This window comes from Streptomyces chartreusis, assembly GCF_008704715.1.
Taxonomy (GTDB): domain Bacteria; phylum Actinomycetota; class Actinomycetes; order Streptomycetales; family Streptomycetaceae; genus Streptomyces; species Streptomyces chartreusis.
This window is the reverse complement of sequence record NZ_CP023689.1, coordinates 590,741-612,608: the sequence shown is the minus strand read 5'-3', so window position 1 is coordinate 612,608 and position 21,868 is coordinate 590,741. Positions and strand designations below refer to the sequence as shown.

Genomic DNA, 21,868 nt, shown 5'->3' with positions numbered 1-21,868 from the left:
TGTATCCCGGAGGAATCCGTGACCGATCTGGTCATCCGTACGCTCTCCGCGAGCGACGCCCATCTTTTCGACGCACACCCCGACCCGCTCGGTGCCCGCGAAGGCCACGCGCGCACCAAGTTCCGGTCCGAATGGAAGCGAGTGGCCCTGCGTGACGGCGAGGTCGTCGCCCGCGGTGCCTGGTGGGGCGGCCCCGACGACTCGGAGCCCATCAACATCAACTGGTTCGACGTGGCCGAGGGCGAGGAGGAGGCCGGCGCCGAACTCCTGCGCTCCGTCCCCTGGCGCGTCGAGCTGGAGATCAACCTGCCCGGCGACTGGCGGGACCGGCCCGCGCTGAAGGCCGCCGCGGAGGCCCGGTTCAGCGCCGCGCGCGCCGCCGGGTACGAACTCCTGGTGGAGCGGTTCCTGTACCGCTGGACCCCGGACCTCGGCCTGCCCGCGCGGCCCGGACGCCTGACGTTCAGCGCCGAGCCCGACGACGAGGTCTTCCTCGACGCACTGCGGCGCATCCACTCCGTCACCCTGGACGCGCACTCACTGCGCGCCAAGGAGGAAGGCGGCATCGACAAGGCCGCCCAGGAGGAGCTCGACTTCTTCCACTGGTGCCCGTCCCCGCGGGAGTGGTGGCAGCTCGCCCACACGCCCGAGGGCGACCTGGCCGGCATCCACATCCCGGCCCACAACCCCTCCGGACCGACCGTCGGCTTCATCGGGGTCGTCCCGGAACAGCGCGGCCACGGCTACGCCTACGACCTCCTCGCCGAGTGCACGAACTTCCTCGTCGAACAGGGCGCGGAGTTCGTCACCGGAGCCACGGACCGGGGCAACTTCCCGATGGCCGCGAACTTCACCAAGGCCGGCTTCCCGGTGGTCAAGGAGCGGATCAACTTCCAGGTGAAGACGTCCGCATAGCCGAGTAGCGGCACCCCGCACGATGCATGACGGACGGCCCGGACCTCGACCACAGGTCCGGGCCGTCTGTCAGTGCCGGGTGGCATGCTGGCCGACAGCGTGATCGAGGGCGTGATCGACAGCGGGGTGACGGGGGTTGGGCATGGGCTTCGGCGGCGCGGTGTGGCACGTGAGCGGTGGCGAGGGACCGGTGGGCGAGATCCTGATCGACGAGGCCGACTTCCCCTGGCTCGCGGGCCGCTTCACTCCCGGTCCGGGGTACGAGGCCGTACGCGACCTGTTCGCCCGTGAACTCGCCCTGCTGGAGCGGGATCAGGAAGCGGAGGTCGAGGCGTGGGAGGCGGCGTACGACGAGATCCGCAGCCGCGTCTCGCTGTCGTCGCCGGACGGCCCCGTCGCCGAGTTCCTGCTGCACATCGACGGGGACAGGGCGTGGTTCCGGTGGAGCGAGGAGCCGTTCGACGAGGAGTGACGCGACATCCGCTCAGGGCAGGACAGCCGCAGGGCTGCGTGCCGCGTCGCGCAGGCGGGTGGCGTCCTTGCTGGGGGGTGCGCCGAACTGGCGGCGGTACTCCCGGCTGAACTGTGACGGGTTGTCGTAGCCCACGCGCTGACCGACCCCGGTGACGTCGCCCGGGTGGGTGGCGAGCAGCAGCCGGGCCTCCTGGAGCCGGATCTGTTTCTGGAACTGGATGGGGCTCATCGCGGTCACCGCCTGGAAGTTGCGGTAGAAGGCGGAGACGCTCATGCCGGACATCCGGGCCACGTCCTCGACCCGGAAGGGGTCCGCGTAGTGCTCGCGGATCCAGCGCACGGCCCGGGATACATGACTGAGGCTGCTGTCGGCCAGGCCCAGCTGCCGGACTGTCGCCCCCTGCTCGCCGGTGATCACACGCCACAGGATCTCGCGCTTGACCAGCGGCGCGAGGACGGCACGGTCGCGGGGCTCGTCGATCAGGCGCAGCAGCCGGACCACCGCGTCGAGCAGCGCGGCCGGAGCGTCGGTCACGGCGATCCCCGAGGGCGGACCACCGCCGGGCCGGGACGTGGTTCCGGGGCCGGCCTGGAGCAGCAGCTCGGCCACGGCGGAGGGGTCCAGGGTGAGCCCGAAGCCCAGCGCGGGATGCTCGGGATCGGCCCCGGTGAACTGGCCGGTGACCGGAAGGTCGACCGACGCGACCAGATACTGCCCGGCGCCGTACTCGAAGACGCGATCGCCCAGCGCTAGCCGTTTCGCGCCCTGGGCGATGACCGCGAGCACCATGCCGGTCATCGAAGGCGCCGGCGGATCCGACCGGTCGACCTTCGAGATGAGGACACCGTCGATGGGGGTGGTCCAGTCGGGACGCGCGTGCCGGTCCAGCAGCGCGCGGAGCTCTTCCAGTGGCATACGGCCATTGCAGCACGGTTGCGCCCGACGGCTCCCGAAGGCAAGAGGATCGTGCAAGTGCGAGCGAGCATCGTTCTAACGTTTCCGCAGGTCAGATGGGTTGAATGGAATCAGTTCACCGGTTCCGCTCACTCATGGGAGAGATCATGAAGATCGCCATCGTCACCGGCGCCAGCTCCGGCATCGGGCAGAGCGCCGCCGTCGAGATCGCCAAGCGCGGTGTCGGCGTCATCCTGACCTACGGCAAGAACGCACGCGGCGGCCTGGAGACGGTCGCGGCCATCGAGGCGGCGGGCGGCACCGCGGTGGCGCTGCCGCTCGACGTCGGCGCGAGCGACACGTTCGACGCCTTCCGCGACACGGTCGCCGGCGTGCTCAAGGAGACGTGGGGACGCGACTCGTTCGACTACCTGGTCAACAACGCGGGGATCGCGCATGCGGCACTCATCGAGGACATGACGGAGGACGTGTTCGACCGGCTGGCGCGGGTTCTGCTCAAGGGGCCGTACTTCCTCACGCAGAAGCTGCTGCCGCTCATGACGGACGGCGGAGCGGTCGTCAACACCAGCAGCAGTTCGGCGCGCGTCACCACCGGGCTGGAGCCCGGCTACTCCGCGTACGCAAGCATGAAGGGCGGCCTGGACGTGCTGACCCGGTACATGGCCAAGGAGTTCAGCGGCCGCGGGATCCGGGTCAACGCCGTGTCGCCGGGGGCGACCCGCACCCGTCTCGCCGACGACGCCTTCACCCGTTTCCCCGAGGTGATCCCGGGCATCGCCGCGAAGACCGCGTTCGGCCGGGTCGGCGAGCCCGACGACATCGGCGCGATGATCGCCACGCTCGTCTCCGACGAGAGCCGCTGGGTCACCGCCCAGAACATCGAGGTCTCCGGCGGCTACGACCTCTAGAGCCGACGAGCCGGCGAGTTGAAGCGCCGACGCCGTCCAGCGGTCGGTCAGCCCTCGTCGAGCAGCGTCTCGGCCTCGGCCAGGATCTGGGTGACCCGCAGTCCGAACGCCGCGTCGCACGGGTGCGGTTGACCCGTGCGAGCCGCGGTCAGCAGCGCGTCGGCGGCCCGGGTCAGGGCGGACACCGCGGTCTCGGTGCTCTCCGGCAGAAGCGTGACCCCGGCCGTGCCCCGCAACTCCACCGCCGCCCCCGAGGCGGCGGGCGGGGCCGTGAGGCTCAGGGCCAGCGTGCTGGACGCCCCGCTGACGTGGTCGAGGACTAGGTGGACGGTGTCGCCGGGACCGTGCGCGGCCGCCGTCACCCGCCGCGCGTCACCCAGGACCGGAAGCAGTACCGACAACGCGTGCGGGCCCACGTCCCACAGCGCACCCTTCTCGCGCCGCCACGGAGAGTCCGCGAACGGGCTGTCGTCACCGCTGAACACCGAGCCGAGCCACTGCGCCCGTCCGGTGAACCAGCCGTCCGCCCCCGCCTGTTCGGTGATCCACGCCGCGGTCTCCGGCTGGAATCGGGTGGTGAAGAAGACAACTGAGGCGACACCGGCGTCCGCCGCGGCATCGACGACCGTCCGCCCCTGCTCCACCGTCGGCGCGAGCGGTTTGTCGAGCAGCAGATGGCAGCCCGCCCGCGCGGCCCGCGCCGCGAGGTCGGCCTGGATCGCCGGCGGCAGGGCGACGGCCACCGCGTCCACGTCGGCGAACAGCGCGTCGACCTCGTCGTAGGCCCGCACGCCGTAGGTGTCGGCCAGTTCCTTCGCGGCCGCCGTACGACGGCCCCACACCCCGACGAAGTCCAGCTCCGGGTGCCCGCTGAGGGCGGGGGCGTGCGCCATCTGTGCCCACGGGCCGGTGCCTAGCAGTCCGATGCGCATGCCGCCGCCTCTCACTGTGCCGGATGATCCGGGACCGATGCCTGTCCGGTCGGTCGAGGGTGAGCGTGCCATACCGACCTGGAGGCCGCGCAAGCGGATACCGGACGGCCCGAGGGACGGCGGCAGCGTACGGAATTCAGCGGCTCCGTCGCTGAATGCGTTCTCTTTCTTCTATTGGACCTCTCGCGCGCGGACGGCGACGCTGGTGTGGTCCGGTACGGCCCGTGCTCCATGGTCCGTTCACCGGACGACAACGTTTTCCGCGCGACAGCCGAGAGAGGTCACGAGCCCATGCACACCCGCCGCATCGGGGATGTCGAGGTCAGCGCGATCGGTCTGGGCGGGATGCCCATGTCCATCGAGGGCCGCCCGGACGAGGCGCGTTCCCTCGCCACGATCCACGCCGCGCTCGACGCCGGCGTCACCCTGATCGACACCGCGGACGCCTACCACCGCGACGCGCACGAGGTCGGTCACAACGAGACCCTGATCGCCAAGGCCCTCGCCTCCCACGACCTGGGCAAGGACGTCCTCGTCGCCACGAAGGGCGGCCATCTGCGCCCCGGCGACGGCAGTTGGACCCTGGACGGCAGCCCGCGCCACCTCAAGGAGGCGTGCGAGGCGTCCCTGCGCCGGCTGGGCGTGGAGGCCATCGGGCTCTACCAGTTCCACCGGCCGGACCCGAGGGTGCCGTACGCCGAGTCCGTCGGTGCGATCCGCGACCTGCTCGACGAGGGCAAGATCCTCATGGCCGGGATCTCCAACGCGAACCCCGAGCGCATCGGGCAGGCGAACGAGATCCTCGGCGGCCGGCTGGTCTCCGTGCAGAACCAGTTCTCCCCGGCGTTCCGCTCCAGCGAGCCCGAACTGCGCCTGTGCGACGAGCTCGGCATCGCGTTCCTGCCGTGGAGCCCGCTCGGCGGCATCTCCCGGGCCGGTGAACTGGGCTCCGCCTACGCCCCGTTCGCGCGCGTCGCCGAGGTGCACGGGGTGAGCCCGCAGCAGGTGTGCCTGGCCTGGATGCTCGCCAAGTCGCCGGTCGTCGTCCCCATCCCGGGTTCGAGCCGGCCCGAGACCATCCGGGACTCCCTCGGCGCGGTCGACCTCGTGCTCACCGCCGAGGAGATCGCGGAACTGGACGCCGTCTGACGCAACTCCGGGAATCCGTCCCGGATCGCGTCGGTACTCTCTCCCGGGACAGGATGGGAAAGCGCTTGCTACGCAGGTGCCCGCAATTCATCCGGAACCTCGGGAAGGACAACGCCTGTGGCGTCGTCGCATGAGAGACCGCTCGACCACCGCTACCGGGACGAACACCCCGTCCGCACGCTCGCCTATCTGTTCCGCGCCGACCGTCACCGCCTCGCGGCGGCGGTCGGCGTCTTCACCGTCAAGCACAGCCCGGTCTGGCTGCTGCCGCTGATCACCGCGTCCATCATCGACACCGTCGTCCAGCACCAGCCGATCAGCCGGCTCTGGCTGAGCACCGGCGTGATCATGTTCATCCTGCTGGTCAACTACCCCCTGCACGTGCTCTACGTACGTCTGCTGTACGGCAGCGTCCGCCGCATGGGCACCGGCCTGCGCTCCGCGCTGTGCACCCGCATGCAGCAGCTGTCCATCGGCTACCACTCCCGCGTCAGCGCCGGTGTGCTCCAGGCCAAGGTCGTGCGCGATGTCGAGACCGTCGAACAGATGGTGCAGCAGACCGCGGAGACGGGGCTCGGCGCGACCACCGTGCTCATCGGCGGCCTGGTCATCATCGGCGTACGGACACCGGAGTTCGTGCCCGTCTTCCTCGTCGTCGTGCCCGCCGCCGCACTGGTCGTCGCCCGTCTGAGGGCCCGGCTGCGCACCCACAACGAGCACTTCCGCCACGAGGTGGAGACCCTCTCCTCCCGTGTCACGGAGATGACCCGGCTCATCCCGGTCACCCGCGCCCACGGCCTGGAGGGCAAGGCGCTGCGCCGCATGGACGGCACCCTGCACCGGCTGCTGACCTCCGGCATGCGCCTCGACCTCGTCAACGGCCGCTTCGGCTCGCTCGCCTGGGTCGTACTGAACGTGGTCGGCGTGCTGGTCCTCGCCGGCGCGGCACTGGTCTCGTACTACGGCGTCTGGGGCGTCACCGCCGGCGACGTCGTCATGCTGAGCGCGTTCCTGACCACCCTCACCAACTCCACGACCACGCTGGCCGGTCTGGCGCCGGTCATCACCAAGGGCCTGGAGTCCGTCCGCTCCGTCGGTGAGGTCCTCCAGGCCCCCGAGCTGGAGGACAACGAGGGCAAGGCCGAACTCGGGTCTCTGCGTGGTGCCGTGACCTTCGAGGGTGTCGGGTACGCCTACGACACGGGCCGCCCCGCCGTACGCGACTTCACCCTGTCCGTCTCGCCGGGGGAGACGATCGCCCTCGTCGGCGCGTCCGGCGCCGGCAAGTCCACCGTGCTGAACCTCGTCATCGGCTTCATCCGCCCGACCTCGGGGCAACTGCTGCTCGACGGCACGGACATGAACACCCTCGACCTGCGCACCTACCGCCGGTTCCTGTCGGTCGTGCCGCAGGAGTCGATCCTGTTCGACGGCACGATCCGCGAGAACGTCGCCTACGGCATGGACGACGCCGACGAGGAGACGGTGCGTGCCGCGCTGCGCGACGCGAACGCGCTGGAGTTCGTCGACCGGTTGCCGCAGGGCCTGGACACCCTGGTCGGTGAGCGCGGGGCGCGGCTGTCCGGCGGTCAGCGACAGCGGCTTGCCATCGCGCGGGCCCTGATCCGCGATCCGCGGGTGCTGGTCCTGGACGAGGCGACCTCGGCCCTGGACACCCGGTCGGAGGCGCTCGTCCAGCAGGCCCTGGCCCGGCTGCTGCACGGCCGCACCACCTTCGTGGTCGCCCACCGCCTGTCCACCGTGCGGGGCGCGGACCGGATCGTGGTGCTGGGTGACGGCCGCATCGAGGAGATCGGCACCCACGAGGAACTCCTGCGCAGGGGCGGGGCGTACGCGGCACTGCACAGCGGCCAGGTCGCCTGACGCGTCCGTCCCGCCCGTTCCACCCACGAGATCGCGTGGAACGGGCGGGACGGGTGAGGCTACAGCAGGCCGACCACTCGGCCCAGTTCGATCCGGTCGATGCGCGGCGCCCACGCGGTCGCGTTGCCGAACGTCACCTTGTTGGCGCCCTCCTTCAGCTCCACGGGGACGCTCACCGTCCAGTAGTCGTCGGGGCTCCAGGTGTTCTTGAAGGTGACCTTCACCGGCTCGGCGTCGCCGACGGTGATATCCGCCGTACGGGACATGATGTCGGTGTTGTAGGCGTGGCCGTTGTCGCGCCGGTCGTCGTGCGCGTAGTGGACGACCAGCAGATGACGGCCCGGCCTCGGCGCCTCGACGGTGAACTCGGCCGTACTGGAGGGGCTGTTGCCGAGCCGGCCGATGCAGGAACCGGTGGACGCGTAAGGCGATGCGACGAGTTCCGCCCCGCCCGCGAGGGCCGCGGCTGCGGCCGGGCAGCCAAGGGTGCCCTCGGCCGAGCCGTCGCCGCAGACGTCAAGGGAGCGGACGGCGGCATGCTCCGCGCGCACCACGACGCGGTTGTTGCCCGCCGCGAGGTACAGCCGAAGGGAGCGTCCGGGCGGCGCCGTCACCCGCTCGCCGTGCAGGGCGAGCTCCACCTCCGAGGACGCCTGCGCCACGACCGTGTAGTAGCCGTCGCGCGGGGCGTAGACGTCGAAGACGGCCTTGTCGCCGGTCCCCAGCACCAGCGCGCCCGTGCCGACCCCGGCCGACGAGGTGTAGTCGTACGACGGGCTGCCGCCGATGTCCGCCAGCGTGGCCTCGTACGAGGCGGTGGGCTCCCCGGCGCGGGCGGTCAGGTCGATGCGGTCGAGGGTGACCTCGGCCGTGCCCTTGGCGAGCGTCAACACGTGGGTGCCCGCGGACAGATCGACCTGAAGCTCCTTCTTGGCGCGGTAGGTCCAGTTCTCGGTGGACGGGTAGGTGACGGTGACCGGATCGCCGCCGTCGACGCGGAGTCGCTGGGTCGCGGGGGCGCCGGACCGGTTGCCGTAGAGGATCGCCAGTTCGTACGTCCCGTCGTGCGGCACCGTCACCGTGAAGTCGACCTTGCTGGTGGGCCGGTCGAGGGAGCCGACGTCCTGATTGCCGGAGGCGGCATAGCCGTTGGGGTCCTCGGCCGTGCCCTGGGTGCGGATCTCGCCGTCGGTGACGGCCGCCTCCTGAGCCTCGTACCGCGCGCTCCAGGGCATGTCGGGCGTGGCCGGGGTGCCTTCGCCGCCGGGGGTGAGGACGATCCGGTAGGCGGACATCCTGTGCATATCGCGCAGGGGCACGGTCACCGAACCGTCCTCGGCGACCCGCACCTTCGTCCGGGCCAGGACGAGGGGCGTCGCGTGCTGCCCCTCATAGCCGGACCAGGCCGCTTCGGCGACGGTCGCGGTGACCGTGTCGCCGAAGACGGACGGAGGGACGTTGCGGACCACGACGTCCGAGTCGCCGTCGGCACCGCCGAGCAGTACCTGGGCCTGGCGGCGCGCCGTGTCGAGGGACGCGAGGCCCTGGAGGGTGTCGACGGTGTTCGCCCGCGGCGGGCTCACCTCGACGGTGTCGCCGGTCAGTCCGGCGTACCAGCGGAAGAACCACCAGCCGCCGTTGGGGATGCCGGAGCGGACCACATGGCCGTTGAGGTTGCCCGCGGCGTCCCAGTAGGCCGTGTTGGCGTACACCTTGTTCCTCTCGAACATCGAGACCCACTGCACGAGTTGCCCGGGCACGGACAGATCGCGCCGGTTGCCGTACTCATCGATGTTGATCTTCAGCGGGGCCATGCCCGCCTCCCGCTCCAGGGAGCGGTAGTCGTCGTGGTGCGCCTGGAAGACGCGCAGCGAGGCGGAGTCCAGCTCGTGCCAGGTGGTCACCTGCGGCAGGACGTCCTCGCGCCGGGCGAAGGCGAGGAAGTCCCGCAGCAGGCGCGAGTGGAAGCCGGCCTCGTTGGGGCCGGCGATCCTCGCGTCCGGGTCGATGGCCTTGATGCGGCGGTACACCGTCCGCCAGTCCGCTAAGAAGCGGTCTCGGTTGGCCTCGTACCGCGCCTGATCGGCGGTTTCGAGCTCGTACCAGATCTGGTCGGGCTCGTTGAACGGGATGTAGACGAACCGTTCGCTGTCGGGGTCCGCCGAGATGTCCTTGACGATCTTGTCGACCTTGAGGAGGTAGTCGTCGATGCCGAGGTTCTCGTACGGCCACTTCGCGTGGACGTCCTGCATCATCACCAGGATCTCGCCGCCGCCGGTGCGGAAGAACGACCTGGCGACGGTCAGCGCGTCGCCGCCCGGATGCTGGGCGCCGCCCTCCGGCTTCTGCGTGACGCTGGTGATCTTCAGCGGTTCCAGGGCGGCGTCGCCGGGCACTCCGTCGTCGCTGAGCCCGTACAACGCGCCGTTGGCGCCGAGCAGCACCGGGCCCTCGGAGACGGCGAGATCCACGGTGAGGCGCTGCGGGGCCGGTGCCGGGACGGGGAAAGCGCTTGTCCGCATCACGTGCCTTTCGAGAAGGGTGGTCAAGGAAGCGGGACTCGGAACAGCCGCGCTCGGCGGGCGCGTTGCGGTCGCCGTCTGTGTGATCAGGGCTCAGACGGTGGCGGGCGGCGGCCCGGAACTCTCCCGGACCACCAGCTCCGGTACCGACACGGGGCGCGGGGCGATCTGCGCGGCCTCCTCCAACACGCCGTGCAGCAGGGCGAACGCGGCCCTTCCCAACCCGGTGAAGTCCAGACGTACGGTCGTCAGGGACGGGTTCAGATAGGCGGAGTGCGGGGCGTCGTCGAACCCGGCCACGCTGACCTCGCCGGGCACGGCACGGCCGCACTCGTGCAGCGCGCGCAGCACGCCGAGCGCTAGGTCGTCGTTGCCGCACAGGATCGCGGTGACCGCGGGATCCCGCGCCAGCTCCAGTCCCGCGGCGTGACCGTCCTCAGGGCCCCAACCGCCCTGCACGGGACGGGGTTCCGAAGCACCGGCGTCCCTCAGGGCCTGACGCCAGCCGGCGGTGCGGGCGCTCGTGCGGCGGGTGCTGGACGGGATGGCGACGTAGTGGACCGTCTCATGACCCAGGGAGAGCAGATGGCGCGTCGCCTCGTAGGCGGCCTCGCGGTCGTCGGTCCACACCCAGGGCAGATCACCGCCGGGCGGGCTCGCCGGGGTCTCGACCACGCCCACGACCGGGAGCCCGGCCGGGACGGCGCCGAGGGCCCGCACCCCGGCCGGGTCGTACGCGATCACGATCAGCCCGCCACCCGTGTCCGCCGCCCGCTGCACCTGGGCGCCGACGGCGGCCTCGTCGGCCGATTCCAGTACGCCGATACCGACGGCGTAGGACGCGGCACGCGCCGCCTCCTCCACGCCCCGAAGGATGCAGGCGTAGCCGTAGTGGGTGGTGTTCGCGGTCAGCACGGTCACGGCCCTGCTGCGGCCGCTGGCCAGGGCGAGCGCGGTGGCGTTGCGCCGGAAGCCCAGTTCGTCGATGGCGGCGAGCACCCGAGCGCGGGTGTCGGGCTTGACGCTGGGATGCCCGTTGATCACCCGGGAGACGGTCTGGTACGAGACACCGGCGGCGGTCGCGACGTCTCTGATGCTCGCCGGGCGCCTTGTGTGACCGGTCACATGCATGCCAGGATTGTTACCGGTCACATCGGGGCCGTCAAGAGGGGGCACCTTGTCCGGTAGGGGTGATGGGTTCAGCGTGCGTGGCGGGTTCAGTTGGGGCCACTCCGCGCTGCGGGCCGAGTTCGCCGTCGCCGCCGACGGAACTCCGCGGCTCGTGGGTCTCGACCGTCCGGGCGGGCCACGTCCCGTCGACCCCGAGTCCGCCCTCCCGCTCGTCGAGTTGACGGCGCTCGGGCACGGCAGCGGCTGGTCCGGCACGCGCTTCACCGGCACGGCCCTCGGAACGCGGCTGAAGTACCGGGACCACCGCACCGGCAGGCGCGGCGACTGGAGGTGGCTGCACATCGAACTCCACGACCCGGACACAGGGTTGACGGCGTTCGTCGAGCTGACATCCCCCGACGGACTCCCGGTGCTCCGTTCCCGGGTCCGGCTGCGCAACGACGGCACCGACCCCCTCGTCCTCCAGTCCGTCAGCAGCCTGCTGCTCGGCGGGCTCCCCGCGCCCGACACCCTCGATGTGCTGCGCGCCCGCAACGACTGGCTCGCGGAGTGCCGTTGGTACACCGAGCCGCTGCGCGGCACCGTCGCCGACATCAACGGTGCCGTCCACGGCCACGCCAGCCGTGCCGCCCTCGTCCTGGCCGGGCGCGGCAGCTGGCCCACCGACGGTCATCTGCCGATGGGGGCGCTGACCGAGCGGGGGAGCGGGCGGACCTGGCTGTGGCAGGTCGAGTCCCCGGCCGGCTGGCGCTGGGACCTGGGCGAGAGCGCGCACGGCACCCACCTCGCGCTGAACGGGCCCACCGACGCCGAGCACCAGTGGCGGGTCGGGCTCGGCACGGGCGAGGAGTTCACCACCGTGCCGGGTGTGCTCGCCGTCGCATCCGGGCTCGACGAGGCGATGGGCGCGCTGACCTCGTACCGCCGGGCCGTACGCCGCCCGCACCCCGACCACAGCGCGCTCCCGGTCGTCTTCAACGACTACATGAACACGCTCATGGGCGACCCCACCACCGAAAAGCTGCTGCCCCTGATCGACGCGGCCGCCGAAGCGGGCGCGGAGTACTTCTGCGTCGACGCCGGCTGGTACGACGACTCGGCCGACGGCGGCTGGTGGGACGGCGTCGGCGAGTGGCTGCCCTCGACGCGTCGCTTCCCCGACGGCGGGATCGCGGTGGTCCTCGACCGGATCCGTGAGCGCGGCATGGTGCCCGGACTGTGGCTGGAGCCGGAGGCCGTCGGCGTACGCAGCCCCCTCGCCTCCGCACTCCCGCCGGACGCCTTCTTCCAGCGCGACGGCATACGCCTCACCGAACAGGGCCGCCACCAGCTCGACCTGCGCCATCCCGCCGCCCGCGCCCACCTCGACAAGGCGATCGACAGGATCGTCGGCGAGTGGGGTGTGGGCTACCTCAAGCTGGACTACAACATCGTGATCGCCCCCGGAACGACGGCCCCCGGGGACGTCTCACCCGGCGCCGGGCTGCTCGGCCACGCCCACGCCTACCTGGACTGGCTCTCCGAAGTCCTGGACCGGCACCCGCATCTCGTGATCGAGAACTGCGCCTCGGGCGGGATGCGCATGGACGGGGCCACGCTCGCCGTCACCCAGCTCCAGTCCACCAGCGACCAGCAGGACCCGCTGCGCTACCCGCCGATCGCCGCCGCCGCACCGAGTGCCGTACCGCCCGAGCAAGGCGCCGTCTGGGCCTACCCGCAACCCGAGTACGACGACGACCTGATCGCGTTCACCCTCGGCGGGGCCCTGCTCGGCCGGATCCATCTGTCGGGCCACCTGGACCGTATGACGAAGCATCAACTCGCCCTCGTGCAGGATGCGTTGGTCACCTACAAGTCGATCCGCCGCGACCTGGCACGGGCTGTGCCGTTCTGGCCGCTGGGCCTGCCCGGCTGGACGGACGAATGGCTGGCGCTGGGCTTGCGGTCACCCGACGACCGCACGACATACCTGACCGTCTGGCGCCGCAGCGGACAGAACGAACTCCGGTTGTCCATCCACCACTTGGCGGACCGGGAGGCGCGTGTGGAGATCCTCCACCCGTCCTCGGTGCCGGCCGGTTCGGTGGTCCGGGACGAGGACGGGGCACTGCGGGTGACACTGCCGCGCACGCCCGGTGTTCTGCTGGTGCGTCTGTCCAGTACATGACCTGCAAGGCAACGGAGCGGTAACAGCAGGCAACGGAACGGGGCTCGGCGCGGTCTAGTCCGCCATGAAGATCTCTTTCCTGCTCCACAACGCCTACGGGATCGGAGGCACGATCACCACCACGTTCAACCTGGCCCAGGCACTCGCCGACCGGCACGAGGTGGAGATCGTCTCGGTCCTGCGGCACCGCGAACGCCCGAACTTCGCCCTGGACCCGCGAGTGTCGTTAAGGCCACTGGTCGACCTGAGACATGAGAAGGAACATCCGCTGCACCTCAGACCGGCGCGGGTGTTCCCCGCCGCCGAATACCGCTACGGGCAGTACAGCGAACTGACCGACCAGCGGATCGGCGAATGTCTGGCGCAGACCGACGCCGAGGTCGTCATCGGCACCCGCCCTGGGCTCAACGTGCACCTGGCGCGCCAGGCGCCGGAGCACGTCGTCCGCATCGGGCAGGAGCACCTCACCCTCGACAACCACTCGCCCCGGCTGCGCACCGCGCTGCGTCGCGCCTACCGCCGGCTCGACGTGCTGACCACGGTCACCGAGGCGGACGCCGCCTCCTACCGGCGCAAGATGCGCCTGCCCGGAGTCCGGGTGGAGGCACTCCCGAACAGCGTCCCCGACCCGGTGCTGCCCGCGGCGGACGGCACCGCGAAGGTGATCGTCGCGGCGGGCCGACTGGTCCCGGTGAAGCGCTACGACCTCCTCATCGAGGCCTTCGCCCCGGTCGCCGCCGCCCACCCGGACTGGCGGCTGCGCATCTACGGCAAGGGCGAGGAACAGGCGCGGCTGCGGCAGCTCATCGAGGACCTCGGCCTGAGCGACCACGCCTTCCTGATGGGAGCCGCGGCACCCATGGAGGCGGAGTGGGTCAAGGGCTCGATCGGCGCGACCGCGGCCAACTTCGAACCGTTCGGCATGACGATCGTGGAGGCGATGCGCTGCGGCCTGCCGGTCGTCAGCACCGACTGCCCGTACGGACCCGGCGAGATCATCGAGGACGGCACCGACGGCCGGCTCGTCCCTGTCGGAGACCGCGAGGCGATGAGCGCCGCGCTGCTGGAACTCGTACGTGGCGACGAGCGGCGCCGACGCATGGGCCGCAGGGCACTGGAGAACGCGCGACGGTTCGGCCCCGTCCCGGTCGTGGAGCAGGCCGAGCGGCTCATCGACGAGGCGATGGCCGCACGGGGGACCGCGCGACAGGGGGCACCGGAACGCGGCCGAATACAACGCGCCCTGGTCAGCCAGGGCTTCGCCGCACGCGACGCCGCGTACGCCGTGGCCTCGGGTGCGCTGCACATGGTACGGAGGGGAAACCGATGACCACCGGACAAGGCACGACGAGCGTGGCCGACCTCCGCACCGACTGCACGGCCGACGCGGACGGCCGCCTCACCTTCGCGCTGCGGGCACCGTCGGCCACGGGCCGTCTGCTGCTGCGACTCCGCCCCAAGAAGGGGCAGCCCGAAAAGGTCCTGCACACCGTCGACCTGGAACCGGCGGAGGACGGCCGACCGCGGGCCGTACTGGAGCCGGAGCCCGCGCTCGCCGAGGGCCGGTGGGACGTCTACCTGATCCCCGAACCCGGTGTGCCACGGCAGCGACTGCGTCCCGGGCTGCGGGACCTTCGGACCCTCGTCGACGGCCATCTGCGCGACTGGCCGTCACCGGTCGCCGTACGGGTCCCGTACGTCACCAGGGACGGATACCTCGCGCTGCGGGCGTGGCTGCGCACCGCCCACGCGGAGGTCGAGGGCATCGATGTCACGGACCGCTCGATGACCGTCAGGGCACGGCTGCACGGCGTCAGCTTCGGCGCGGGACCGGCCGTGCGGCTGCGCCTGCGGGGCGCGGGCGGCACCGAGCGGACCGTCGTCCCCGTGGTCGGGAAGGACGGGCGGGGGTTCTCCTTCACCGTGGACTACGGGGAGTTGGCCGGTGACGCCGGTACCGGCAACCGGGTCTGGGACCTGTCCGTCCGCGTCGACGGTGGGACCTCGGTCCGGATCGGCCGCCTCCTCGACGACGTCGCGGACCGCAAGGACATCTTCGTTCTCCCCGCGGCCACGATCGGCGGCGCGGTCGTGCGGCCCTACTACACGGTCGACAACGATCTCTCGGTACTTGCGGACAGAACCTGACCGCAAGTACTCCTACGGTCGTTCCATGACGAAGCCACAGCAGGCGCAGAAGATCCTTGTCACCGGTGCCACCGGAACCGTCGGCCGCCAGGTCGTCACCGAACTGCTCGCCCGCGGCCACGCGGTCCGCGCCCTCACCCGGGACCCGGCCAAGGCCCACTTCCCGGCCGGCGTCGAGGTGGTCCGGGGCGACCTGACCGACCCCGACAGCCTGGTCCCGGCCCTGGAGGGCGTCACCGGCGTCCACCTGATCACCTTCGGCGGGGCCTACTTCGCCCCGCTGGAGACGGGACCGCGGATCCTGGAGCTGGCCCGGGCGGCGGGCGTGCGCCGGGTCACCGTGCTGCACGGCGGCGAGGCGACGCCGCTGGAGCAGGCGGTGCGGGCGGCCGACGGGCTGGACTGGACGGTGCTCATGCCGGTCGAGTTCATGGGCAACGCCCTGGAGTGGGCGGACGGCATCGTGACCGCCGGCGAGGTGCGCGAGCCGTTCGTCTCCCGGCTCAGCGCCATGGTCCACGAGGGCGACATCGGCGCCGTCGCCGCGGTCGCACTGACAGAGGAGGGGCACGGGAGGCAGGAGTACGTGATCACCGGCCCCGAACTGCTCACCGTCGGCGACAAGGTGGCGACCATCGCCGCCGCCCGCGGCCGGGACATCGCCCTGGTGGAACTCACCGAGGAGGAGGCCGTCGCACAGTGGCGGGCGGCGGGGCACCCGGAGGACGTGATCGGGTTCCTGCTGGAGGCGTACGGCAACACGCCCGAGGTCGGCCGCACGGTCGCCGACACGGTGGAGAAGGTCACCGGCCGGCCGGCGCGCACCTTCGGGCAGTGGGCCGCGGAGCACGCGGACACGTTCAGGGCGGGCTAGGCCTCCTGCCGTTCCTTCGCCAGCCTCGCCGCCGCGTCGTGGACGACCTGTGCGTGCAGCTCGAACAACGCCACGAGGTCGACGGTGTCGCCCTTGACCTCGCGGTGCACGAACAGGCCGTCCGCGCCGGCGATGGCGTAGGTGGTGAGCGTGTCCACGGCGGCCTCGTCCAGGGCCGGGAACAGGGTGGCGGCCACCTCGGCGATCTTCCGGTGGGTGATGTCGCGGACCTGGAGGAACACCGTGCGGCCCCGGGGCTCGGTGGGCCGCCGCTCCAGGGCCAGCATGAGGCCGAGGCGCAGGAAGTCGGGGGCGTCGACGAGGGACTTCGCCACGTTTGCGGCCATGGCGGTGACCCGCTCCAGCGGCGTGCCCGCCTCCTCGCCCGGCAGCTCGACCGCCGTGAGCCAGGCCTCGAAGCTGCGCTCGATGACCGCGGCGATCAGGTCGTCCTTGTCCTTGAAATGCCAGTAGATGGAGCTGGCGGGCAGCCCGCACTTGGCGCTGACGGCCGCGATGGAGGTGCCGTCGTAGCCGCGCTCACCGGCGATCTCCACGGCGGCGTCGAGGATGCGCTGACGTGACTCCACCCCGTTCGCGCGCTTCTTGCGCGTCGTCGGCGCACTGGTCATGGGGTGCCTCCCCGGTCTGCCGGGCCGTCGGCCACGGTGGTCGTACCGGGCCTTCGGTCTCTGGTGATCGCTCGCTTGCTGAAGCGTCCACTCTAATTGGAACAGCCCCTACAGCAGGAACGGTGTCCGGCCCGGCGCTCAGCCGACCAGGGTGTCGACCACGTCGAGGTCCGGCAGGTCGAGCGCGCAGATCCGCGCGGCCTCGTCTGCCGGGAGGCCGAACTGCCGCAGCAGACCGAGGGCGACCAGGTCGGCGGACTTCGCGTCGTCACGGTCGGGCTGGGCGTGCAGCAGCGAGCCCAGCGCCAGCACGGCGGCCGCCGTCATCGTGAGGGCGAGGTCCAGGTCCTCCACCTCGAAGCGCCCCGCGTCCACCGCGGTGCGGATGTCCTGGAAGGCACGGGGCGCGAGGCCCCGCTCGGACCGCGCGAGTTCCAGGCCCTGGTTCAGCAGGACGCGGCTCAGCTCCGGGTGGCGACGGTGCAGCCGGCCGGTCATGCGGAAGCTCTGCGTGAACGCCACCGCCGGGTCGTCGATGTCCGCGGTGAGACGGTCCATCAGCGAGCCCCACCACTCCAGCGCCTCCGCCACCGCGACGCGGAAGAGCTCTTCCTTGCTGTCGAAGTGGTTGTAGAACGAGCCGACCCCGACGTCGGCCAGCTCGGTGATCTCCAGGATGGGCACGTCGGTACGCCCTTCGGCCAGCAGGCGCTGGGCCGCCTCCACCAGCGCCGTGCGCGTGCGCGCCCTTCGCCGGTCGACGCGCCCGGGTGCGGTCCGCTCGGCCATCACACCATCCTCCATCCCGCCCGTACTGCCTTCACCCCGCACTCTAGCTGCACTCTTCCGTTTCCTGAAGATTTCTTCAGTTCTCTTGACTGACGTCGGATTCGGAAGTGAATATTTCTTCAGGAGGTGGTGGCCGTGGGTGGCACGCACAACGACCTGCATTCCGAGCAGGGCGCACTCCCCGGAGAACATCCGGGCCGGGCGACGAACCCGGTGATCAAGGTCCACGACATCGCGTGGCTGGAGTTCCGCAAGCCCGACCTGGACCGGGCAGAGGTCTTCGCGCGGGCGTTCGGCTTCGTCACGTCGTACCGTGACGGCCGCGAGCTGCATCTGCGGGGAACGCAGGCCGGCGCACCGTGCGTGATCATCAGGAAGGGGCGCGGCTCGCGGTTCCTCGGCCCTGCCTTCCGCGCCGCGGACACCCGCGACCTGCTGCGGCTGGCCGAGACCGCGGGCACCACCGTCAGATCGCTCCCGGAGCAACTGGGCGGCTCGGTCGTCGAACTGCTCGACCCGAGCGGACTACCGGTACGCGTCGTCGCCGACACCGACGAACTGCCCGCCCGGGCGGCGCAGGGCACGCAGGCGTTCAACTTCGGCGGCGGCCTCGACCGGGCCAACGCAACCCAGCGGCCCCCACGGGAACCGGCGGGCGTCCGGCGTCTGGGTCACCTCGTCCTCCAGACGACCACCTACGCGCGCACGCTGAACTGGTACCTGGAGCAACTCGGCCTGATCGTCAGCGACTTCCTCTACTACGCCGGTCAGCGCGAGCGCGGCCCCACCATGAGCTTCATCCGCTGCGACCGCGGCCGGACCCTGACCGACCACCACACCCTGGCCCTCACCCTCGGCCCGTCCAACCGGTATGTGCACTCGGCCTACGAGGTCACCGACCTCGACGCGCTGGCCGCCGGCGGCCAGCACCTGCTCGGCGAGGGCTACCGGCGGTCCTGGGGGATCGGCCGGCACATCCAGGGCAGCCAGATCTTCGACTACTGGCGCGACCCCGACGGCTTCCTGGTCGAGCACTTCACCGACAGCGACATGTTCGACGCCACCCTGGAGCCGGGCTGGGCACCCATGACCGCCTCCGGCCTGGCGCAGTGGGGCCCGCCTGCCACCAAGGACTTCCTGGGCATCGCCCCCGGACGCGAGTCACTCGCCGAGCTGCGCTCGATCATCACAGCCCTGAAGTCCGACGACAACGAATTCGACCTCGAGCGCCTGCGCGGCCTGATGAAAGTGGCGACCACATGACCGTCTCCGTCCTCCGTACCGCCGAGGGAGCGTGGTGGGTCGCGCTCGACGAACACCGCGCGGTTCCCGTCGAGACACCCGCGACGACGACCGCCGAGCTCCTCGACGACGTCGTCACGGTCCACATGGCCCTGGCCGAGGCCCGCGCCGGCACCTCGGCGACGCAGCCCCGCCGCATCACCGAACTCCCGCTCGTCTCCCCGGTCACCGCCCCCTGCCGGGTGGTCGCGCAGATGACCAACTACGTCTCCCATGTGCGCGACTCGGGCATGAACCCCGAGACCGTCCCGCTGACGTTCTTCCGCAAGACCTCCGGATCCATCAGCGGACCCTTCGACGAGATCGTGAAGCCGGCCCACGTCCGCTTCCTCGACCACGAGATCGAACTCGGCCTGGTCGTCGGACGCCCCCTCGACGTTGGCACCACCGTGACCGCCGACAACTGGAGGGACCACATCGCCGGACTGGTCGTCACCAACGACGTCTCCGCACGCGACGTACAGCTCCCCAAGACCCAGTTCTACGAGGCCAAGTCCTACCCGACCTTCACCCCGGTCGGCCCCGCGCTGGTCCTGCTGGACGCCGGCGAACTGGACCGCCTCTCCGAACTCGGGCTCGTCCTCAAGGTCAACGGCGAGATCCGCCAGGACAGCGACCTCACCGACATGATCTACAGCCCGCTCCGGGCGCTCCAGGAACTCTCCCGCTTCCAGGCCCTCGCACCGGGCGACCTGATCCTCACCGGCACACCCGGCGGTACGGCTCTGAAGGCGCCGCCCAAGCCGGTGGAGATCATCGGCGCGCTCCTCCCGCCGGCGATGAAGTGGAAGGCGTTCTTCAACTCCCAGTCGAAGAACGAAAAGTACCTCCAGGACGGTGACGTCCTGGAGCTGTCCATCCGCACCCCCGACGGCGCCATCGACCTCGGCACCCAGCAGACCAAGGTGAGGTACGCGTGACCACCGAGACCCCCATGGCCTGGCCGCGCTACGACCACCCAGACGACCTGGCCGCCATCGAGGCCACCCCGCTCGCCGCGCGCGGCCTGCCCGCCACCTCGTACGACCTGCTGCGCCGGGCCGCGGACCAGTGGCCCGAGCGGACCGCGCTCACTGTCCTCCCCGACGCCGCGTCCTGGCGCACACCCAGGAACCGCACCCACGCGGACCTCCTCGCCGACGTCCACCGGGCGGCCAACGCCCTGCACCGCCTGGGTGTCCGCCGCCACGACGCCGTCGCCCTGCTCGCCCCGAACTGCGACGAACTCGTCACCGCGCTCCTCGCCGCCCAGCTCGCCGGCATCGCCGCACCCGTCAACCCGGCGCTCGCCCGTGACCACGTCGCCGAGCTGGTCCGCCGCGCCGGCGCCCGCGTCATCGTCACCGCCTCCCCGGAGCTGGACCCCGAGGCGTTCGCCACCGCCGCCGAACTCGCCCGGCAGGGCCTGGTGGACCATGTGCTCCTGCTGAACCCCACCGCCGGCCCGACCGAGCCGCTGCCGTCCGTGGACAACGCCACCGTGGCCCGCCTCGCCGACGCCGCCGCCGACCGACCGCACGACCGCTTTTTCGGCGAGCCGCCCACGAGCACCGACCTCGCCGCGTTCTTCCACACGGGCGGCACCACCGGAGCGCCGAAACTCGCCGCCCACACGCACGCCAACGAGGTGTCCGACGCGTGGATGATCGCGGCCAACTCCGTACTGGACGACGACTCGGTCGTGTTCGCCGCGCTGCCCCTCTTCCACGTCAACGCACTCGTCGTCACGCTGCTCGCCCCGCTGTTCCGAGGACAACGAGTCGTCTGGGCAGGCCCGTTGGGCTACCGCGACATCAACCTGTACGCCGACTTCTGGCGCATCGTCGAGCACTACCGCATCGCCACGATGAGCGCCGTGCCCACGGTGTACGCCGTCCTGGCCGCGTGCCCCGTCGACGGGCACGACATCGGCTCCATGCGGTGCGCGATGGTCGGCGCCTCCGCACTGCCCGGCGGGGTGCGCGCCGACTTCGAGACGGCCACGGGGATACCGCTGCTGGAGGGATACGGCCTGACCGAGGCGACCTGCGCCAGCGTCCGCGGCTTCCTCGACGTCCGCAGGCCCGGATCGGTCGGCCAGCGGCTGCCGTACCAGAGGATCAGGATCGCCGACCCGGACACCGGCGCCGAGCGGCCGGCCGGCGCGGTCGGCACCATCCTCATCAGCGGCCCGACCGTCTTCCCCGGCTATGTCCAGGAGAGCGCCGGGGACGGCCATCTGATCAGCACTCAGGGAAAGGTGACCGACGGCTGGCTCGACACCGGCGACCTCGGCCACCTCGACGAGGACGGCTTCCTCCACCTCACCGGCCGGGCCAAGGACCTCATCATCCGCGGCGGCCACAACATCGACCCCCGCGTCATCGAGGACGCCCTGCTCTCGCACCCCGCGGTCACCGGGGCCCAGGCCGTCGGACAGCCCGACGAACGGGCCGGCGAGGTGCCGGTCGCATACGTGACGCTCTCCGACCGCACGGTCGACGAGGCCGAACTCCGGTCCTGGGCCGCCGCCCACGTCAGCGAGTCGGCCGCCGCCCCCAAGGCCGTCCGGGTCCTCGACGCCCTCCCCGTCACCGCGGTCGGCAAGCCGTACAAGCTCCCGCTGCGCGCCGACGCGGCACGCCGCGCACTCACCGACGTCCTCGCCGGCATCGAGCACGTGGCGGAGATCGACGCCCGAGCCGACTCCGGATCGGTGACGGTCACCGTGACCCTGCGATCCTCGACGCCGCCCGGCGCGGCGGCGGAAGTGGAAGGCCGGGTCGGCAAATTCGCCGTGACCTGCCGAGTCGTCGGGCAGCAGCGAGGTGAGGACTGACGCCCTGCCGCAGGTGATGCCGATGCCGACGGCCGACACGCGGTCGGAGAGCGCACCGATATCGCCAAATCCGGACCGGAAGACGTCCAGACCTCACTGGAGTCTTGAACACGCCTGTCCGGGTCTGCTTGGGTGACGAACCAATGGCCGCTGTCCGGCGGCGTATAGGGGGAATGGTTTCTGTGCTGGGCCGGCAATGGGGGCTTGAACACGCCGTGCGACAGCGGTGGGCGGGGCCGCGTCGGCGTCCGCCGTCCGCTTGGGGCCCGACTCGCGACTGAGCGGGCGGGCAGGGGCATTCCGGCCG

General features: G+C 71.3%; 18 protein-coding genes. 12 read left to right on the top strand and 6 right to left on the bottom strand.

The window, feature by feature from the left end; genetic code table 11:
- Nucleotides 1–18: 18 nt before the first annotated feature.
- Both CP983_RS02525 and CP983_RS02520 read left to right on the top strand, forming a co-directional pair.
- The gene (locus tag CP983_RS02525) at nt 19–915 is read left to right on the top strand and encodes a GNAT family N-acetyltransferase (protein WP_150498350.1); all 897 of its coding nucleotides are present in this window, start codon (nt 19–21) and stop codon (nt 913–915) included.
- Nucleotides 916–1,057: 142 nt separating this feature from the next.
- On the top strand, nt 1,058–1,387 hold the full coding sequence (locus tag CP983_RS02520) for a hypothetical protein (protein WP_150498349.1): 330 nt from the start codon (nt 1,058–1,060) through the stop codon (nt 1,385–1,387).
- A 12-nt stretch (nt 1,388–1,399) separates the two neighbouring features.
- Here CP983_RS02520 and CP983_RS02515 read toward each other — a convergent pair whose 3' ends face one another.
- A complete protein-coding gene (locus CP983_RS02515) occupies nt 1,400–2,305 on the bottom strand; it encodes an AraC family transcriptional regulator (RefSeq protein ID WP_150498348.1) in 906 nt (301 codons plus the stop codon).
- 146 nt (nt 2,306–2,451) lie between these two features.
- Here CP983_RS02515 and CP983_RS02510 point away from each other — a divergent pair, with 146 nt between their 5' ends.
- Nucleotides 2,452–3,213: an SDR family NAD(P)-dependent oxidoreductase gene (locus CP983_RS02510; protein ID WP_150498347.1), complete on the top strand. Its 762-nt coding sequence runs from the start codon at nt 2,452–2,454 to the stop codon at nt 3,211–3,213.
- A gap of 47 nt (nt 3,214–3,260) precedes the next feature.
- On the opposite strand, the gene CP983_RS02505 is transcribed toward CP983_RS02510, so the two are convergent.
- Nucleotides 3,261–4,145 (bottom strand): Gfo/Idh/MocA family protein, encoded by an 885-nt coding sequence (locus tag CP983_RS02505; protein ID WP_150498346.1) that lies wholly within the window; start codon nt 4,143–4,145, stop codon nt 3,261–3,263.
- Nucleotides 4,146–4,436: 291 nt separating this feature from the next.
- Between CP983_RS02505 and CP983_RS02500 the strand changes: the two genes are divergently transcribed.
- Nucleotides 4,437–5,294, top strand: coding sequence for an aldo/keto reductase (locus tag CP983_RS02500; RefSeq protein ID WP_150498345.1), 858 nt, complete (start codon nt 4,437–4,439; stop codon nt 5,292–5,294).
- Nucleotides 5,295–5,411: 117 nt separating this feature from the next.
- Nucleotides 5,412–7,178, top strand: coding sequence for an ABC transporter ATP-binding protein (locus CP983_RS02495; protein WP_150498344.1), 1,767 nt, complete (start codon nt 5,412–5,414; stop codon nt 7,176–7,178).
- A 59-nt stretch (nt 7,179–7,237) separates the two neighbouring features.
- Here CP983_RS02495 and CP983_RS02490 read toward each other — a convergent pair whose 3' ends face one another.
- A complete protein-coding gene (locus tag CP983_RS02490) occupies nt 7,238–9,700 on the bottom strand; it encodes a carbohydrate-binding protein (protein ID WP_150498343.1) in 2,463 nt (820 codons plus the stop codon).
- Between the two features lie 93 nt (nt 9,701–9,793).
- On the bottom strand, nt 9,794–10,831 hold the full coding sequence (locus CP983_RS02485; RefSeq protein WP_150498342.1) for a LacI family DNA-binding transcriptional regulator: 1,038 nt from the start codon (nt 10,829–10,831) through the stop codon (nt 9,794–9,796).
- Here CP983_RS02485 and CP983_RS02480 point away from each other — a divergent pair.
- The 4 genes from CP983_RS02480 to CP983_RS02465 all read left to right on the top strand — a co-directional run bounded on the left by CP983_RS02480 (nt 10,830) and on the right by CP983_RS02465 (nt 16,020).
- On the top strand, nt 10,830–12,998 hold the full coding sequence (locus CP983_RS02480) for an alpha-galactosidase (protein WP_150498341.1): 2,169 nt from the start codon (nt 10,830–10,832) through the stop codon (nt 12,996–12,998). The genes CP983_RS02485 and CP983_RS02480 overlap by 2 nt on opposite strands.
- A gap of 64 nt (nt 12,999–13,062) precedes the next feature.
- The gene (locus CP983_RS02475) at nt 13,063–14,328 is read left to right on the top strand and encodes a glycosyltransferase family 4 protein (RefSeq protein ID WP_150498340.1); all 1,266 of its coding nucleotides are present in this window, start codon (nt 13,063–13,065) and stop codon (nt 14,326–14,328) included.
- Nucleotides 14,325–15,146 carry a transferase gene (locus tag CP983_RS02470; protein ID WP_150498339.1) on the top strand — a complete coding sequence of 274 codons (822 nt, stop codon included), beginning with the start codon at nt 14,325–14,327 and terminating at the stop codon, nt 15,144–15,146. The genes CP983_RS02475 and CP983_RS02470 overlap by 4 nt, the downstream gene beginning before the upstream one ends.
- Nucleotides 15,147–15,171: 25 nt before the next feature.
- Nucleotides 15,172–16,020 (top strand): SDR family oxidoreductase, encoded by an 849-nt coding sequence (locus tag CP983_RS02465; RefSeq protein ID WP_150498338.1) that lies wholly within the window; start codon nt 15,172–15,174, stop codon nt 16,018–16,020.
- Here CP983_RS02465 and CP983_RS02460 read toward each other — a convergent pair.
- Nucleotides 16,017–16,652 (bottom strand): TetR/AcrR family transcriptional regulator, encoded by a 636-nt coding sequence (locus tag CP983_RS02460; RefSeq protein WP_107910344.1) that lies wholly within the window; start codon nt 16,650–16,652, stop codon nt 16,017–16,019. The two genes, CP983_RS02465 and CP983_RS02460, sit on opposite strands and share 4 nt — an antisense overlap.
- Before the next feature lie 138 nt (nt 16,653–16,790).
- Nucleotides 16,791–17,441: a TetR/AcrR family transcriptional regulator gene (locus CP983_RS02455; protein WP_150498337.1), complete on the bottom strand. Its 651-nt coding sequence runs from the start codon at nt 17,439–17,441 to the stop codon at nt 16,791–16,793.
- 135 nt (nt 17,442–17,576) lie between these two features.
- Between CP983_RS02455 and CP983_RS02450 the strand changes: the two genes are divergently transcribed.
- Genes CP983_RS02450 through CP983_RS02440 form a run of 3 tightly spaced genes read left to right on the top strand, consistent with a single transcriptional unit; the run spans nt 17,577 to nt 21,561 of the window.
- The gene (locus tag CP983_RS02450; RefSeq protein ID WP_150498336.1) at nt 17,577–18,704 is read left to right on the top strand and encodes a VOC family protein; all 1,128 of its coding nucleotides are present in this window, start codon (nt 17,577–17,579) and stop codon (nt 18,702–18,704) included.
- A complete protein-coding gene (locus CP983_RS02445; protein ID WP_150498335.1) occupies nt 18,701–19,663 on the top strand; it encodes a fumarylacetoacetate hydrolase family protein in 963 nt (320 codons plus the stop codon). The genes CP983_RS02450 and CP983_RS02445 overlap by 4 nt, the downstream gene beginning before the upstream one ends.
- Entirely contained in the window at nt 19,660–21,561 is a 1,902-nt protein-coding gene (locus tag CP983_RS02440; RefSeq protein ID WP_229914619.1) for an acyl-CoA synthetase, read from the top strand. The genes CP983_RS02445 and CP983_RS02440 overlap by 4 nt, the downstream gene beginning before the upstream one ends.
- Nucleotides 21,562–21,868 lie beyond the last annotated feature (307 nt).

Coding starts and splice junctions, on each gene's coding strand:
- CP983_RS02520 (WP_150498349.1), top strand. CDS start 1,058: ATGGGCTTCGGCGGCGCGGTGTGGCACGTGAGCGGTGGCGAGGGACCG.
- CP983_RS02515 (WP_150498348.1), bottom strand. CDS start 2,305: ATGCCACTGGAAGAGCTCCGCGCGCTGCTGGACCGGCACGCGCGTCCC.
- CP983_RS02510 (WP_150498347.1), top strand. CDS start 2,452: ATGAAGATCGCCATCGTCACCGGCGCCAGCTCCGGCATCGGGCAGAGC.
- CP983_RS02505 (WP_150498346.1), bottom strand. CDS start 4,145: ATGCGCATCGGACTGCTAGGCACCGGCCCGTGGGCACAGATGGCGCAC.
- CP983_RS02500 (WP_150498345.1), top strand. CDS start 4,437: ATGCACACCCGCCGCATCGGGGATGTCGAGGTCAGCGCGATCGGTCTG.
- CP983_RS02490 (WP_150498343.1), bottom strand. CDS start 9,700: ATGCGGACAAGCGCTTTCCCCGTCCCGGCACCGGCCCCGCAGCGCCTC.
- CP983_RS02480 (WP_150498341.1), top strand. CDS start 10,830: ATGCCAGGATTGTTACCGGTCACATCGGGGCCGTCAAGAGGGGGCACC.
- CP983_RS02485 (WP_150498342.1), bottom strand. CDS start 10,831: ATGCATGTGACCGGTCACACAAGGCGCCCGGCGAGCATCAGAGACGTC.
- CP983_RS02475 (WP_150498340.1), top strand. CDS start 13,063: ATGAAGATCTCTTTCCTGCTCCACAACGCCTACGGGATCGGAGGCACG.
- CP983_RS02470 (WP_150498339.1), top strand. CDS start 14,325: ATGACCACCGGACAAGGCACGACGAGCGTGGCCGACCTCCGCACCGAC.
- CP983_RS02465 (WP_150498338.1), top strand. CDS start 15,172: ATGACGAAGCCACAGCAGGCGCAGAAGATCCTTGTCACCGGTGCCACC.
- CP983_RS02460 (WP_107910344.1), bottom strand. CDS start 16,652: ATGACCAGTGCGCCGACGACGCGCAAGAAGCGCGCGAACGGGGTGGAG.
- CP983_RS02455 (WP_150498337.1), bottom strand. CDS start 17,441: ATGGCCGAGCGGACCGCACCCGGGCGCGTCGACCGGCGAAGGGCGCGC.
- CP983_RS02445 (WP_150498335.1), top strand. CDS start 18,701: ATGACCGTCTCCGTCCTCCGTACCGCCGAGGGAGCGTGGTGGGTCGCG.